Consider the following 14,332-nt stretch of genomic DNA (forward strand, 5'->3'; position numbering starts at 1 on the left):
ACGCTGTCGGGCGACGTGCCGATCCTCGACGGCGTCGACCTCGCCGGCCTCGCGCCGGGCATCGGCGATGCGCGCAGGATCGCCGAGGCGATGCTGCCCGTGGTCAACAAGGACCTCGAACGCTTCGGCGCCCGGCTGATGGTCATCTATCCCTTCCCGGCGCAGGTGGTCTATTGCCGCGCACCCTTCACCAGCTTCGCCGACCTGAAGGGCCGCAAGATCCGCACCTTCGGCAACTCGCTGGTGGACTTCTTCACTGCCCTCGGCGCCCAGCCGGTCTCGATCGGCTTCCCCGAGGTCTATTCGGCGCTGGAACGCGGCGTGGTGGATTGCGCCATCACCGGTACCGGCAGCGGCGTCGCCGCGCGCTGGCCCGAGGTGACCACGCATATCTCCAACCTGCCGGTGTCCTGGGCGCTTGCCGGCTACATGGTCAATGTCGCCTGGTGGAACAAGCTGGACCCCGCGGTGCGCGCGGCTCCTGGAGGCGGCCTTCGCCGAGGTCAACGACAGGCAATGGGCGCTGGGCGATGCGGCGACGCGGGACGGGCTCGACTGCGCGACAGGCAAGGCGGAAAGCTGCAAGATCCACACCCTGGCGACGCGACCGATGACCGAGGTCCCGGCGACCGAGGCGGACCGCGCGGCGCTGCGCGAGATCCTGGACAAAGACGTGCTTCCCGGCTTCGTCAAGCGTTGCGGAGCGCGCTGCGGCGAGGTGTTCAACCAGGTGATCGCGCCGATCGCCGGCGTGCGCTTCGGCGGGTGAGCGGCACGACCGCGATCCCCGCGCCGCTGCGTGCGGCGCGGGCGCTCCAGGCCGGCGCAGCGTGGCTCGCCGCCGTCATGGCGCATGTCGCCGGCTGGAACTACATCGCCTGCGCGCTCTTCATCACCTTCGACGTGGTGGCGCGCAGCCTGTTCGGCTTTTCCTCCAAGGCAACGATCGAGATCACCGGCTACATGCTGGCCGGCGGCATCGCCTGGGGCCTGGCGCATACCCTGGCGCGGCGCGCGCATATCCGCGTCGATGTCTGGGTCAACCGCCTGCCGCTCGGCCTTCGCGCGGCGCTGCACCTGCTCTCGCTGCTGCTGCTGGCGGTCTTCGCGGTGTTCTGCGCCTGGGCGGCCTATGGCCTGGTGGATGAGAGCCTGTTGTTCGACGCGCACGACAACAGCGCGCTGCGCGTGCCGCTCGTGTTGCCGCAGGGCATCTGGACCTTCGGCATCCTCGCCTTCTGCCTGATGATCCTGGTGCTGGCGATCGAGATCGGTCCTGTCGCTGATGCTCGGGCGCGGCGCCGACCTCGACACCCTGCTGAGTTCGCGCACGCTGGAGGACGAGACGGCGGAGGCGCTGGAAGCGGTCGAGATGGCACGGGAGGGTACGCGGTGATCGCCGTCGTCTTCCTGCTGGTGCTGCTGGCGGCTGCCATCTTCGCCGCGGCCTCTGGCGGCCAGGCGGTGCCGGTCGTGGAGATCCTGGCGCTGACCGGCGCCTTCCTGGTCTTCTTCGGCGCAGGCGTCTACATCGCGGCGGTGCTCGGGCTGCTCGGCATCCTGATCGGCCTCACCTTTTCCGACCGGCCCTGGTGGGCCTTTGCCGGGCAGACGCTGTGGGGACCTTCGTCGAACTTCGTCCTCGTCGCCGTGCCGCTCTTCCTGCTGATGGGAGAGATCCTGCTGCGTGCCGGGCTGTCGGACAGGCTGTACCGCGCGCTGAACGTCTGGCTGAACCGGCTGCCGGGCGGGCTGCTGCACACCAACATCGTCTCCTGCGCGGTGTTCTCGGCGATCTCGGGCAGTTCGGTGGCGACCGCGGCAACGATGGGCTCCGTCGCGCTGCCCTATTTCAACAGCAGCGCCTACAGCCAGCGCATGGTGCTCGGCTCGCTCGCCGCCGGCGGCGCGCTCGGCAATCTGATCCCCCCGGGGATCACCTTCATCATCTACGGGCTGATCACCGAGACCTCGGTCGGCGCGCTCTACATCGCAGCACTTCTGCCGAGCCTGCTGGTCACCGGCCTCTTCCTCGGCGTCATCCTGGTGCATGGGCTCCGCCACCCGATGGAGAAGCCGCCGCGGCTGCCGCTGGCGCTGAAGCTGCGGGCGCTGATCGACCTGGTGCCGACCCTGCTGCTGATGCTGCTGGTCCTCGGCTCGATCTATGCCGGCTTCGCCACCCCGACCGAGGCCGCGGCGCTGGGCGTGGTCGGCGCCGCGGTCTTCGCCGCGATCGAGGGCAAGCTCTCCTTCCGCCTGCTGAATGCGAGCGCCGAGGCGACGGCGCGCAACACGGCGCTGCTCGGCCTGATCATCTTCGGCGCCTACCTGCTGAACTACCTGCTGACCGCGATCAACGTGCCGCAGACGCTGGCCGGCTTCATCGGCGGGCTGCCGCTGCCGCCCTGGGCCATCATGGCCTGCATCCTGGCGCTCTACCTGGCGCTCGGTACCTTCATGGAGGGCTTCTCCATGATCATCACCACGGTGCCGGTAGTCTTCCCCGTCGTCACCGCGCTCGGTTACGATCCGATCTGGTTCGGCGTGATGGTGACGATGCTGGTGGAGATCGCCCAGATCAGCCCGCCGGACGGCACCGTGATGTACGTCCTGCAGGGCATGCGTCCGCGGCCGGGGCCGATCACCGATGTCTTCGTCGGGGTGATGCCCTTCCTTGCCGCCTACCTGCTGGCGGTGGCGCTGCTGATGATCTGGCCGGGGATTGCGCTCTGGCTGCCACGGGTTATGGGTTGAACCTATGAGTGAGCGACCGGTCCGCATCGCCGTTGATATCGGCGGCACCTTCACCGACCTTCAGGTACTCGACGCCCGCGACGGTAGCGTGCGCGCCTGGAAGACCCCGACGACGCCGGAGGATCCGAGCATCGGCCTGCTGCGCGGCGTGACGGAGGCGGCGGAGCGCTTCGGATTCGCGCTTTCCGATGTCGGCCTGCTGCTGCACGGCACCACCATCGCCACCAACGCGGTGCTCGAGCGGAAGCTGGCACGCGGCGTGCTGCTGACCACGGCAGGCTTCGAGGACGTGCTGGAGATCACCCGCCATGTCCGGCGGGAGCTCTACAAGGTCGATCTCGATCCCTTCCCCTGCCTGATCGAGCGGGACCGCCGCATCGGCGTGCCGGAACGCATGCGGGCGGACGGCACGGCCGAGCAGCCGCTGGACGAGGCCGCGCTGCCGGCCCTGCTGGCGCGGCTGGATGCGCTGGGGGCCGAAACGGTCGCGGTCTGCCTGCTGCACGCCTACGCCAATGCGGCGCATGAGCAGCGGCTGAAGGCGCTGATCCAGGCCGCGCGGCCGGCCCTGCCGGTCTCGCTCAGCTCCGAGATCAGCCCGGAGATCCGCGAGTACGAACGCAGCAGCACCACGGTGCTGAACGCGCTGCTGATGCCGGTGGTGAAGGCCTATCTCGAAAAGCTGGAAGCGCGGCTGGGGCAGGGGGCTTCCATCCGCTGGTCTTCCTGGTGCAGTCCAATGGTGGCGTCTGTAGCCTGCGGCATGCCGCGGAACAGCCGGCACGGCTGTTGCTCTCGGGCCCTTCCGGCGGCGCGCTGGCGGCGGGGCGGATCGCCCAGCTGCTTGGGCGACCGAACCTGGTTGCGGTGGATATGGGCGGCACGAGCTACGACGTCTCCGTTGTGCAGGGCGGGCGCGTTTCCGTCGTGACCCAGGGCGAGATCGACCGCTTGCCGGTGCGCCTGCCGATGGTCGAGATGCGCACCATCGGCGCCGGCGGCGGCTCCACCGCCTCGGTCGATCCTGGCGGGCGGCTGACGATCGGGCCGCGCAGCGCCGGCTCCCGCCCCGGGCCCGTGGCCTATGGCCGCGGCGGGACCGAGCCGACGGTGACGGATGCTAACCTGGCGCTCGGCCGCCTCGATCCCGACTATTTCCTGGGCGGCATGATGAAGCTAGACATGCCGGCGACCCGCGCGGCGATCGCGGCGGAGGTCGGCGACAAGCTCGGCCTGGCGGTGGAGCCGGCGGCCCAGGGCATGCTGACCGTGGTAAACGCCAATCTCGGCGCCGCGGTGCGGCTTTCGCTGTTCGAGAAAGGGCTGGACCCGCGCGACTTCTCCCTGCTGTCTTTCGGTGGCGCCGGCGGGCTGCATGCGACCGACGTCGCCGCCGAGATGGGCATCCGCGAGGTGATCTTCCCGCGCGAGCCCGGCACCTTGTCTGCCTATGGCATACTCTACAGCGACCTGGTGCAGGATATCGCACGGTCCCGCGTCATGCCGGCGGTGCCGGCCAGCCTGCCGGCGATCGCGGCGCTGATGGATGCGCTGCGCGCCGAGGCGGATGCCGGGCTGGCGCGTGACGGCGTGGCGCCGGAGTGGCGCGAGATCGTGGTCGCCGTCGATATGCGCTACCATGGCCAGGCCTTCGAGCTGCTGGTGCCCTGGCCCGATGCGCCGGGCCTGCCGGCGCTGCTGGCGCGTTTCCACGCGATGCATCGCCAGCGCTTCAGCTATGCAGACGAGGCCGAGGCGGTGGAGATCGTCACCCTTCGCGCCATCGCCACCGGGCGCCTGCCGAAGCCCGAGGCCACGGATCCGTCACCGGCCGCGCGCCCAGCCCTGCAAGGGCACGCGCCGCGTCTTCGAGGAGGGCGCCTGGCGCGACGTCCCGGTCTGGGACCGCGAGGCGCTGCCGCCCGAGGACCGCATCACCGGCCCCGCACTGGTCGAGGAGCCCTTCGCCACCCACTGGATCGCCCGCGGTTGGACCGCCACGCTCGGCGCCGCCGGCGCGCTGATCGCCCGGAGTGACGCGTGATGCTGGGCCCTATCGAGATCGAGGTCATCCGCAACGCCCTGACCGCCGCGGCGGCGGAGATGGACGTGACGGTCTGGCGCACCTCGCGCAGCACCATCGTGCGCGAGCTGCTGGATTATTCCACCGCCGTCTTCGACGCCGAGGGCAACAACCTGGCTCAGTCCGCCCGCATCCCGAGCCATCTCAACAGCATGTCGCATTTTCTGCGCGAAGCTGCTGGACAAGTATGTGGACCCGGCGAGCTGGGGGCCGGAGGATGTGGTCATCTCCAACGACCCCTATTGTGGCGGCCAGCACCTGCCGGACATCTGCGCCTTCAGGCCGGTGTTCCATGAAGGCAAGCGTATCGCCTTCGTCGGCACGCTCTGCCACCACATCGACGTGGGCGGGCTGGTGGCCGGCAGCTACGCCGCCAAGGCGATCGAGATTTTCCAGGAAGGCCTTCGGATCCCGCCACTCAAGCTGATCGAGAACGGCGTCCGCAACGAGGGCGTCTGGGCAATGATCCGGCAGAACATCCGCAAGCCCGACCTGCTGCTCGGCGACCTGCAGAGCCAGATCGCCTCGCTTGAGGTCGGCGCCACGGCGCTGCGGCGGCTGGCGGCGCGCTATGGCGCGGACGGGATGCTGGAGGCCGGGCGCCGCATCCTCGACATGAGCGAGGCGGCGATGCGCGCCGCCATTTCGCGCATGCCGGACGGCACCTACGAGTTCACCGACTGGCTCGACGACGATGGGATCGATCTCGGCAAGCCGATCAGGCTGCATGTTGCGCTGACCATCAAGGGGAGGAAATCTCGGTCGACCTGTCCGGCTGCTCGCCGCAGGTGCAGGGGCCGACCAATGCGACACTGGCCAGCAGCAATGCCGCGGTGATGTTCGCCGTCATGTGCGCTTGCGACGAGCCCTTTGCCGCCAATGCCGGCTGCTACCGCCCGATCAGCACCTTCGCGCCGGAAGGACTGGTGGTGAATGCCCGCCATCCGGCGCCGGTGGTGCACCGCATCGCCGTCACGCATCGGCTGCTGAACGCCATGTTCGGCGCGCTGCACCAGGCGGTGCCGGACCGCATCCCGGCCGCCTACTACGGCAACTCCTATGTCTGCACCTTCCAGACCGTCGCGGCGGATGCGAAGCGCGAGGTGCTGGTGGAGATCGAGATCGGCGGCACCGGCGCGCATCCGGCCAAGGACGGCGTCAATGCGCTGTCCTCCGGCATGCACAACAACAGCAACATCCCCGTGGAGATGATCGAGGCGCAGGCGCCGCTAACCATCATCCGCTACGGATTGCTGCCGGATTCCGGCGGCACCGGGGCACGGCGCGGCGGGCTCGGCCTGCTGCGGGAATGGCGCGTCGACAGTCCGCGCTGCTTCTTCACCGCCAACATGGACCGCTTCGTCCATGCCCCCTATGGGCTGGCCGGCGGCGGTGCGGCCTCGACCGGCAGGCTGGTGCTGACGCGGGACGGCGCCGAGAGTCCTTGCCGCCGAAATCGGACAACATGCCCTTGCAGCAGGGCGACCGCGTGCGGCTGGAAACCTCGGGCGGCGGCGGCTTCGGCGACCCTGCCGCACGCGATCCGGCGGCCCGGGCGCGCGACCTCGCACTGGGTTACGTGACGCGATGAGCTTCGACCCGCGGGCGCACCGGCTGGTTCCGGAGCAGCGCTGGTTCGAGGATTTCACGCTCGGCGAACGCTTTCCGCTGCCGTCCCGCACCATGACCAGCGGGTTGTTCGCCGCCTTCCAGGCTGCCTCCGGCGACAACCACCCGATCCACTACGATGCGGAGTACTGCAAGGCGCATGGCTTGTCCGGCATGCTGGCGCATGGCTACCAGGTGGCGATCCAGACCTGCGCCGGGGCCGGGCTGTTTCCGCACATGGTCGAGGACTCGCTGAAGGGCTTCCTGGAACAATCGAGCCGCTTCCTACACCCCGTTGTGCTGGGCGACACGCTCTATCCCTTACTGGAGGTCGACGAGCTGACGGCGCAGCGTAGCACCGGCATCCTCGGCCTGCGGGCGACCATCCACAACCAGCACGGCGTGCAGGTGCTGGAAGGCCGCCACCGCTACCTGCTGCGGAAGCGCTCGGTCAGCTGAGGAGCCGGCGGACATAGCGCCGCGTACCGCGGAAGAGCGGGCGGATGCGCTCACACCAGGCGGTGCTGCGGCCGGCGATCCATTCGGGGGATTGGTTCACCTCCGGCCGCTCGAACCGGTAGGCGGCCAGCAGGTTCGGACGGCCGTCATCCAGCCGCTTGTAGCGCGTGCCGCCAATGCAGCCGGGCACGCTGGTCAGCAGCGGCAGGTGCTCCTTCTCATACCATTCGTACACCGCCGGCAGGTCGGCCTCGGCGATGTCGAGCTCCACCGTGTAAAGGAAGGGCGCCGGGCGGCTCACATCGCCGAGCGAGGCAATGAAGGCATAGGGCGTGCCGTCCGTGGCGCCGGCGGGCGGCTTCTCCAGCCAGTGCCAAGTGTCTGCCGGGTTCTCCAGGTCCTGGTAGCGCACGCCTTCGCCGCGTCCGGGCTGGATCAGCAGGTCGGCCATCGGGTTTCCTCCTGTCGCTTGTCGGGGCAGTATCGCCGCCAACGCACAAACGACAAGCCGAGGACGCATCGCCATGGCCCGCATCCCCTATGCCGACCCGGAGGCGCCGGAGAACCGGGAGGCTGCGGCCCATATCCTGGCCAGCCGTGGGAAGCTCGGCCACCTCCACCGCATGTTGCTGGAACAGTCCGCCGGTGGCGAAGGGCTGGATCGAACTTTATGATGCGGTGCGCTGGAAGACCGAGCTGTCGGGCAAGCTGCGGGAACTGGCGATGTGCCAGGTGGCCGCGATCAACGGCGCGCAATACGAATGGGCGGCGCATGCACCGATTGCGTTGAAGGAAGGCGCCACCCAGGCGCAACTGGATGCGCTGCCGGACTGGTCGGTGCAATGCGGGCTGTTCGACGCGGCGGAGACGGCGGCGCTGGCGCTCTGCGATGCCATGACCAGGCAGGTGCATGTGCCGGAGGACATCTTCGTCCAGGTCAAGGCGGCGCTGCCGCCGCGGCAGGTCGTGGAACTGGTCGTCACCATCGCCGGCTACAATTGCGTCTCCCGCGTGCTGGAAGCGCTCGAGATCAACGGCGCGGACCCGCTGTCGTGAAGGGCTTCGAATGGCTGGCCCGCAGCCTCAAGGAGTCAGGGCAGACCCATCTTTTCTTCGTCGACGCGGTATTGCGGCGGACCCTGCTCGAGCTCGAACGGGTCGGTGTGCAGCCGGTTCTCGCTCATACCGAGAAGGCGGCGGTCTACATGGCCGATGCCTATGGCCGGGTCTCCGGCCGGCCGGGCGTGGTGGCGGCGCAGTCGGTCGGCACGGCCAACCTCGCGGCGGGGCTGCAGGATGCCTGGCTCGGCCGCAGCCCGGTGCTTGCGCTGACCGGGCACAAGCCGGTCGGGCACCAGCATCGCAACGCCTACCAGGAAGTGGCGCATGCGCCGCTCTTCGCGCCGGTGACCAGGCATGCGGCGCAGGTACTCGAGGCCGCCGACCTGCCGCGGCAATTCCGCCAGGCCTGGGCGGCCGCCGTCGCAGCGCCTCCGCGACCGGTGCATCTCGACCTCAACGGCTTGATGGGCGAGTTCGTCGAGACTAGCGAAACAATGGAGGCGCCGGCCGCACTTGGTGGCTGGACCACGCCGCGCCACCGGCCGGGGGCGGATCCCGCCGCGGTTCGGGCGGCCGCGGCGGCGCTGCTCTCCTCCTCGCGCGTGGTCATTGTCGCCGGCGATGGCGCGGCGCTGTCGGGCTGCGGGGCGGAGGTGCTGGCGCTGGCGAAGGCGCTGCGGGCACCGGTCGCCACCTCGCTCGGCGCGCGCGGCATGATCTCCACGCGGCACCCGCTGCATGTCGGCGTGGTCGGCAACTACTCCGCGCCACCGGCGAACCAGGTGGTGCATGCGGCGGAAGCTGGTGCTGTTCATCGGCTGCGACACCGGCGACCAGGTGACTCATGGCTGGCGGGTGCCGAAGCCCGGCACGCGGGTGGTGCAGATCGATGCTGACCCGCTAGAGTTCGAGCGCAGCTACGCGACCGAGGTAGCACTGCTGGGCGACCCGAAGGCGGCGGTGGCGGCGCTGGCGGTGGCGGTCGGGACGCCGGTGCGCGATGGCGGCTTCCTGGCCGAGGCGCAGGCGATCATGGCCGGCTGGCGCCGGGAGATCGCGCCACGGCTGGCGAGCGATGCCGTCGCCATCGACCCGGCGCGGCTCTGCGCCGAGATCACCCGCGCCCTGCCGCCGGACGGCATCCTGGTGGCCGATACCGGCTATTCCGGCATTTGGACCGGCACGCTGGTCGAGCTCGAGCCGGGCCAGACCTATCTGCGTGCGGCGGGGTCGCTGGGCTGGGCCTTCCCGGCCTCGCTCGGCGCGAAATGCGCGGCGCCGGATCGCAAGGTGGTGTGCTGGTCGGGCGACGGCGCGCTGTACTACCACCTGCCGGAGCTGGAGACGGCGAAGCGGCGCGGCATCGCGGTGACGCTGGTGGTGAATAACAACTCGGGCTTCGGCCAGGGCTGGCCGAACTACCTGAAGCAGGCCGGCAACCGGCCGGTGGCGGCGGAGCAGGTGCTGCGCTTCGGCCCGACCGACTTCGCCGCGGTGGCGCGGCAGTTCGGCCTGAAGGGCATCCGCGTCGAGCGGCCGCGGGACCTCGCGGCCGCGCTGGCCGAGGCGATGGCGAGCGGCGAGGCCTGCGTGGTGGACGTCGTCACCGACATCGACTGCCGGGCACCGGAGCCCTGGACGCCCTAGTCGCCCGGTCGCCGGAGCGCCGCATGGCGTGCAGGCGTGAATCGGCCGACCAAGCAGAGGAGAGCAGATAATGGCACGTGTCGCGGTCATCGGCGCCGGCACCATGGGGCATGCGCTGGCGCTGGTCTTCGCGCTCGGCGGGCACCGGGTGCGGCTGACCGACAGCAACCCGGCAACCCTGGCGAAGGCGCAGGGGCTGATGGAGACGGCACTCGCCACCCTGGTGCAGGGCGGCGAGGCGCCGAAGGACTGGACCTCGGGCCACCTCGCCCAGGCGGTGACGCGGCATGAGCGCCTGGAAGAGGCGGTGGACGGCGCCGAGCTGATCGTCGAGGCGATCATTGAGGTGCCGGAGGCGAAGCGTGAGCTCTATGCGCGGCTCGACGCCTGCGCGCCGGCGGATGCCATCCTCGCCAGCAATACGAGCCACCTGGATGTCTTCCCGCTGATCCCGGAAGCCCGGCAGGCCAAGGCGTTGATCGCGCATTGGTACACGCCGCCCTATCTGGTGGACCTGGTGGACATGATCCCCGGGCCGAAATGCGAGCCCGCGGCCTTCGACAGCGTCTTCTCCATGCTGAAAGCCATGGGCAAGCAGCCGCTCGGGCTGAAGAAATTCGTCCCCGGCTATGTCGCCAACCGCATCCAGGCGGCGATCGGGCTCGAGGTGCAGAACCTGCTCGACGAGGGCGTGGCGACCGCGGCGGAGATCGACGCGGCAATCATCCACGGGCTGGCGCTGCGGCTGCCGATCCTCGGCTTCTACGCCAAGGCGGATTTCACCGGCCTGCCGCTGATGCAGGCGGTGGCGCGGAACAAGAGCTACACGCCGCCGGTTCCGAAGGGCGGCAGCCCGGTGCTCGACAAGCTGGTCGAGGAAGGCCGCACCGGCGTGCTGGCCGGCGCCGGCTACTACGACTGGCCGGGCGACCCGGCGGCGCTGTTCGAGGCACGCGACCGGCGCCTGATCCAACTGAAGCAGGCAATGCGCGAGATCGGGACCATGGCAGGGCTGGAGCGAAGCGAATGATCCGCTACGAACTCACGGGCAAGACGGCGCTGGTGACCGGCGGCGCCTCTGGCATCGGGCTGGCGCTGGTCACGCAGCTGGCGCGCAACGGTGCGAAGGTGGCGATCAACCACCTGGCCGATGACGTGCGCGGGCCGGAACAGGTGGAGAAGCTGAAGGCGGAAGGGCTCGATGTCATCTCCGCCCCCGGCAATGTCGGCGATGCCGCCGACGGCGTGCGGATGGTGGAGCAGGCGGTCCGCGATCTCGGCCGGCTGGACTACCTGGCCAACAATGCCGGCACGCCGGGCAGCCGCACGACCATTGCGCCGAAGGAGCTGGACCGGATCACCGACGAGCTCTGGGACACGCTGCTGCAAGTGAACCTGGTGGGCGTCTTCCGCTGCACCAAGGCGGCGGCGCCGGCGCTGCGGGCGGCAAAGGGCGCGGTGGTGAACACCGCCTCGATCGCCGGGCTGGGGTCGGTCGGGTCGTCGATGGCCTATGGCGCGACCAAGGCGGGCGTGGTGAGCCTGACCAAGAACCTGGCCCGGGCGCTGGCGCCGGATGTGCGGGTGAACGCGGTGGCGCCAGGCGCGGTGGACAGTTCCTGGATGATCGAGTGGTCGAACGAGCAGCGCAGCGGCTCGATCGACAAGGCGCTGCTGAAGCGGCGCTGCACCACCGACGACCTCGCGGAGGTGATGCTGTTCCTCCTCGCCGGCGCGGCGATGGTGACCGGCCAGACCGTGACGGTGGATGGCGGGCTGACGCTTGGCTAGGCCTGGGGCAGCACCACCACGGTGCCGCGCTTGGTGCCGGCCTCCACGGCTTCATGCGCGGCGGCGGTTTCGGCCAGCGGGAAGGTGGCGGCGACGCGGTGCAGCCGCGTGCCTTCCCGCAGCCAGCGGGTGATCTCCTCCATCGCCTGCCGCCGAGCCGCGGCCGGGGCGCTGTTCAGCACCACGCCGCGCAGGTTGACGTTCTTCCGCATCAACGTGCCGGAGACCGGGATCGGCGGGGTCGGTCCGCCGCGGCTGGCATAGCCAATGACGCTGCCGTTCAGCGCCACCACCGCGGACCAAAGCGCGACATTGCCGGCGACATCGACCTCGACGATGCGGTCCACGCCATGCCCGCCGGTCGCCGCCAAAATCTGCTTGGCGCAATCCGGCGCGCGGTAGTCGAAGACCGCCTCTGCGCCGGCGGTCGCGGCATCCTCGGCCTTCCAGCCGCCGCTCGCCGTCGCCAGCACCTGCGCCGCGCCGCCCCAGCGGGCCAGCTTGCACCGCGTAGTTGCCGACCGCGCCGCCGCCGCCCGACACCAGCACCCGCAGCCCCGCCACCGGCCCATCGGCGAAGAGGCAGCGATGCGCCGTCATGCCGGGGATGCCGAGACAGGCGCCGACCTCGAAGGGGACGTCCTCCGGCAGGTCGTGCACGCACTCCGCCGGCACGCAGGTGAACTCCGCGGCCGTGCCGAAGGGGCGGAAGCGCTGCGCGTTGTAGAGCCAGACCCTTCGGCCGAGCAGCGCGGGGTCGGCGCCATCGCCCAACGCCTCGATAAAACCCGCGCCGTCGCTGTTTGGGACGATAAGCGGGAATCCGTTGGCGTAGCTGGTCCCGGCGCGGCGATAGGTATCCGCCGGGTTGACGCCGGAGGCGAGCAGCTTCACCCGCAACTCGCCCGGCGCGGGGAGGGGCAGGGGGCGCTCGCCGTAGTGCAGCACCTCCCGCGCCGGCCCGGTCCGGTCGTACCACACTGCGCGCATGCTTCGCCCTCCCGCGTTCTTGGCGCTATTCTGCGGCACGGGCGCGGGGTTTGACATCCCGGCCGGCACCCGGCTTGCTTGCGCCAAAGGAGGACCCAGCCATGTCCCTGTCCGTCGAGGAATTCGCCCGGCAATGCCGCCAGGCCCTGGTCGCCGATCCCGGCCCCGCCGGCCGCGTCCATGTGGTCGAACTGGTGCAGGCGGCGCTGAAGGATCCCGGCTTCGTCGCCGCCGCGCTGCCCGAGGGCACGCCGGAGCGGAAGGTGCTCTACGAGGATCCCGATCTCGGCTTCACCATCCTCGCGCATGCCTACAAGGGCGCGAAGAACAGCAGCCCGCACGACCACGGGCCTTCCTGGGCGATCTACGGCCAGGCGGAAGGCGAGACCGTCATGACCGACTACGATTGCCTGGCGCGGCCCGAGGGCGACCAGCCTGGCAAGGCGAAGCGGACCCAGGACTACGTGCTGAAGCCGGGTGACGCCTACCTGTACGAACCCGGCGTGCTGCACTCCCCCGCCGCGACGGCGCCACCCGCCTGCTGCGGATCGAGGGGCTGAACATGGACAAGGTGAAGCGCCAGCCCTACGTCGCGGTCGAATAGGCAACCGGCTCCGCCTGCTGCGCGCCGCCGCCGCGCAGCAGGGCCAGGCCGACCAGCAGCGCCGGCAGGCCGCAGACCACGAAACCCATGCCGTGGCTGCCGGTGAGGCTGAGGCAGGCGGCATAGGCCAGCGGCAGCAGGAAGGCACCGACCTGGCCGAAGGAGAGCACACCGCCAGTCGCGGCCCCGTGCATGTTGTCGGGCGCCAGCCGCGCGGTTTCGGCCAGCAGCACGCCGTGCCAGGACATTGCCGTCGCGCTCAGCACCATGCCGGCGACGGCGATCGCCCATAGCGGCCAGCGATGGCCGAAGATCCCCAGCAGCCCGGCGCTGGCGGCCATGCCGAAGGCGAGCCCCGCCATCATCAGCCGCGGCGCGACGAAGCCGCTGCCGAGCCAGCCCCAGAGCACCCGGCAGGGCAGGGCGACGACCATCGCCAGCGAGAAGATCGCCCCCGCCGCCGCCAGGTCCTGGCCGTGCGTCGTCAGGAAGATGATGAAGTACGCGGTGAAGACGGTCTGCAGCCCGTTGAAGGCGAAACAGGCCATCGACAGTGTCCGCAGGTCGCGCGTCGCGGTGACGGTGCCGAGCGTCGTGCCGAAGTCGCGCAGGTGGAAGCGGCGGCTCGGCTGCCTATCGGAGTCGAAGTTCGCGCCGCAACGGCTGCAGCACCAGCACGAAGCCAAGACAGGCCGCAGCGGCGACCAGGAAGGTGCCGCGCCAGCCGGTCCAGCCGATCAGCGCCGGGCCGAGCAGCCCTGCCAGCAGCAGGCCGGCGGGCACCGCCGTCTGCTTGATGGAATAGACCAGCGGTGCGGTGCGCGGCGGGCAATAGCGGCCGAGCAGGTGCGAAGCTGGCCGGCGTCGAGACCGCCGCGCCGCCGCCGCCGATCACCGCCGAGACGATGAAGAGCAGGACGTTGCCGCTGGCTGCGGCGCCGAGGCCGATGCCCAGCATGACCAGCGCCACCTGGCTCATGCGCAGGGCGCCGTGGCGGATCAGGAAGCTGCCGCAGCCGAGCTGGAAGGTCAGCGCCGCCAGGGCCGAGAGGCTGACATAGGTGCCGAACCAGGCGGGGTCGAAATGCAGGTCGGCGATGACCGCGGGCGCCACCACCGCCGGCAGGCCGCGGCCGATCGAGGCGAAGGTCTGCTGCGCGAACATCGCCCCGAGCGCCAAAAGCAGCAGGCGGAACTGGCGCTCCATGGCCATGGTTGAACTCCTCAGAAAGATTGGGGAGGGAAAAGTATTCCCTCCCCAAACCCCACCCTTCCTTTTTTGTGGGTCTGGCCCTCGCCGCGCGTCGGCTGCCGACTCACAGAAATAGAGG

15 protein-coding genes and 4 pseudogenes are annotated in these 14,332 nt (G+C 70.1%); 14 read left to right on the top strand and 5 right to left on the bottom strand.

Features of this window, described 5'->3' with window-relative positions:
• Positions 1-3 precede the first annotated feature (3 nt).
• From ACQ86J_RS35085 to ACQ86J_RS35115, 7 genes and pseudogenes are all read left to right on the top strand, one after another.
• On the top strand, positions 4-2,757 hold the full coding sequence (locus tag ACQ86J_RS35085; protein ID WP_431272642.1) for a TRAP transporter large permease subunit: 2,754 nt from the start codon (positions 4-6) through the stop codon (positions 2,755-2,757).
• Positions 2,758-2,761: 4 nt separating this feature from the next.
• Positions 2,762-3,250: pseudogene (locus tag ACQ86J_RS35090) on the top strand (hydantoinase/oxoprolinase N-terminal domain-containing protein); the annotation flags it as partial.
• Between the two features lie 236 nt (positions 3,251-3,486).
• Positions 3,487-4,179, top strand: a pseudogene (locus tag ACQ86J_RS35095) (hydantoinase/oxoprolinase family protein); the annotation flags it as partial.
• Positions 4,180-4,495: 316 nt separating this feature from the next.
• A complete protein-coding gene (locus tag ACQ86J_RS35100) occupies positions 4,496-4,801 on the top strand; it encodes a hypothetical protein (protein ID WP_431272643.1) in 306 nt (101 codons plus the stop codon).
• Positions 4,801-5,136, top strand: coding sequence for a hydantoinase B/oxoprolinase family protein (locus ACQ86J_RS35105; protein ID WP_431269143.1), 336 nt, complete (start codon positions 4,801-4,803; stop codon positions 5,134-5,136). Before ACQ86J_RS35100 ends, ACQ86J_RS35105 begins: the two co-directional genes overlap by 1 nt.
• Positions 5,060-6,423: pseudogene (locus tag ACQ86J_RS35110) on the top strand (hydantoinase B/oxoprolinase family protein). Before ACQ86J_RS35105 ends, ACQ86J_RS35110 begins: the two are co-directional and overlap by 77 nt.
• Positions 6,424-6,427: 4 nt before the next feature.
• Complete coding sequence (locus tag ACQ86J_RS35115; protein WP_431269144.1) at positions 6,428-6,907, top strand: MaoC family dehydratase; 480 nt, start codon at positions 6,428-6,430, stop codon at positions 6,905-6,907.
• On the opposite strand, the gene ACQ86J_RS35120 is transcribed toward ACQ86J_RS35115, so the two are convergent.
• Positions 6,900-7,358: a hypothetical protein gene (locus ACQ86J_RS35120; RefSeq protein WP_431269145.1), complete on the bottom strand. Its 459-nt coding sequence runs from the start codon at positions 7,356-7,358 to the stop codon at positions 6,900-6,902. The genes ACQ86J_RS35115 and ACQ86J_RS35120 overlap by 8 nt on opposite strands.
• 73 nt (positions 7,359-7,431) lie before the next feature.
• Here ACQ86J_RS35120 and ACQ86J_RS35125 point away from each other — a divergent pair, with 73 nt between their 5' ends.
• From ACQ86J_RS35125 to ACQ86J_RS35150, 6 genes are all read left to right on the top strand, one after another.
• Complete coding sequence (locus tag ACQ86J_RS35125) at positions 7,432-7,581, top strand: hypothetical protein (RefSeq protein WP_431269146.1); 150 nt, start codon at positions 7,432-7,434, stop codon at positions 7,579-7,581.
• On the top strand, positions 7,553-7,963 hold the full coding sequence (locus tag ACQ86J_RS35130) for a carboxymuconolactone decarboxylase family protein (RefSeq protein WP_431269147.1): 411 nt from the start codon (positions 7,553-7,555) through the stop codon (positions 7,961-7,963). Before ACQ86J_RS35125 ends, ACQ86J_RS35130 begins: the two co-directional genes overlap by 29 nt.
• Positions 7,960-8,865: a thiamine pyrophosphate-binding protein gene (locus ACQ86J_RS35135; RefSeq protein ID WP_431269148.1), complete on the top strand. Its 906-nt coding sequence runs from the start codon at positions 7,960-7,962 to the stop codon at positions 8,863-8,865. The genes ACQ86J_RS35130 and ACQ86J_RS35135 overlap by 4 nt, the downstream gene beginning before the upstream one ends.
• Positions 8,759-9,616, top strand: coding sequence for a thiamine pyrophosphate-dependent enzyme (locus ACQ86J_RS35140; RefSeq protein ID WP_431269149.1), 858 nt, complete (start codon positions 8,759-8,761; stop codon positions 9,614-9,616). The genes ACQ86J_RS35135 and ACQ86J_RS35140 overlap by 107 nt, the downstream gene beginning before the upstream one ends.
• 70 nt (positions 9,617-9,686) lie before the next feature.
• Positions 9,687-10,646, top strand: a complete 960-nt coding sequence (locus tag ACQ86J_RS35145; RefSeq protein WP_431269150.1) for a 3-hydroxyacyl-CoA dehydrogenase family protein — start codon at positions 9,687-9,689, stop codon at positions 10,644-10,646.
• Entirely contained in the window at positions 10,643-11,407 is a 765-nt protein-coding gene (locus tag ACQ86J_RS35150) for an SDR family NAD(P)-dependent oxidoreductase (RefSeq protein ID WP_431269151.1), read from the top strand. Before ACQ86J_RS35145 ends, ACQ86J_RS35150 begins: the two co-directional genes overlap by 4 nt.
• On the opposite strand, the gene ACQ86J_RS35155 is transcribed toward ACQ86J_RS35150, so the two are convergent.
• Both ACQ86J_RS35155 and ACQ86J_RS35160 read right to left on the bottom strand, forming a co-directional pair.
• Positions 11,404-11,979, bottom strand: coding sequence for a zinc-binding dehydrogenase (locus ACQ86J_RS35155; RefSeq protein WP_431269152.1), 576 nt, complete (start codon positions 11,977-11,979; stop codon positions 11,404-11,406). The two genes, ACQ86J_RS35150 and ACQ86J_RS35155, sit on opposite strands and share 4 nt — an antisense overlap.
• Before the next feature lie 130 nt (positions 11,980-12,109).
• Positions 12,110-12,454, bottom strand: a pseudogene (locus ACQ86J_RS35160) (alcohol dehydrogenase catalytic domain-containing protein); the annotation flags it as partial.
• A 44-nt stretch (positions 12,455-12,498) separates the two neighbouring features.
• Here ACQ86J_RS35160 and ACQ86J_RS35165 point away from each other — a divergent pair.
• Positions 12,499-12,957 (top strand): hypothetical protein, encoded by a 459-nt coding sequence (locus tag ACQ86J_RS35165; RefSeq protein WP_431269153.1) that lies wholly within the window; start codon positions 12,499-12,501, stop codon positions 12,955-12,957.
• Between the two features lie 25 nt (positions 12,958-12,982).
• Here ACQ86J_RS35165 and ACQ86J_RS35170 read toward each other — a convergent pair whose 3' ends face one another.
• Both ACQ86J_RS35170 and ACQ86J_RS35175 read right to left on the bottom strand, forming a co-directional pair.
• Positions 12,983-13,549, bottom strand: coding sequence for a hypothetical protein (locus ACQ86J_RS35170; protein ID WP_431269154.1), 567 nt, complete (start codon positions 13,547-13,549; stop codon positions 12,983-12,985).
• A complete protein-coding gene (locus ACQ86J_RS35175; protein ID WP_431269155.1) occupies positions 13,486-14,214 on the bottom strand; it encodes a hypothetical protein in 729 nt (242 codons plus the stop codon). Before ACQ86J_RS35175 ends, ACQ86J_RS35170 begins: the two co-directional genes overlap by 64 nt.
• Between the last annotated feature and the right edge of the window lie 118 nt (positions 14,215-14,332).

Origin of the sequence: Dankookia sp. P2 (assembly GCF_050632255.1) — a bacterium.
In the GTDB taxonomy this organism is placed as follows: Bacteria; Pseudomonadota; Alphaproteobacteria; order Acetobacterales; family Acetobacteraceae; genus Paracraurococcus.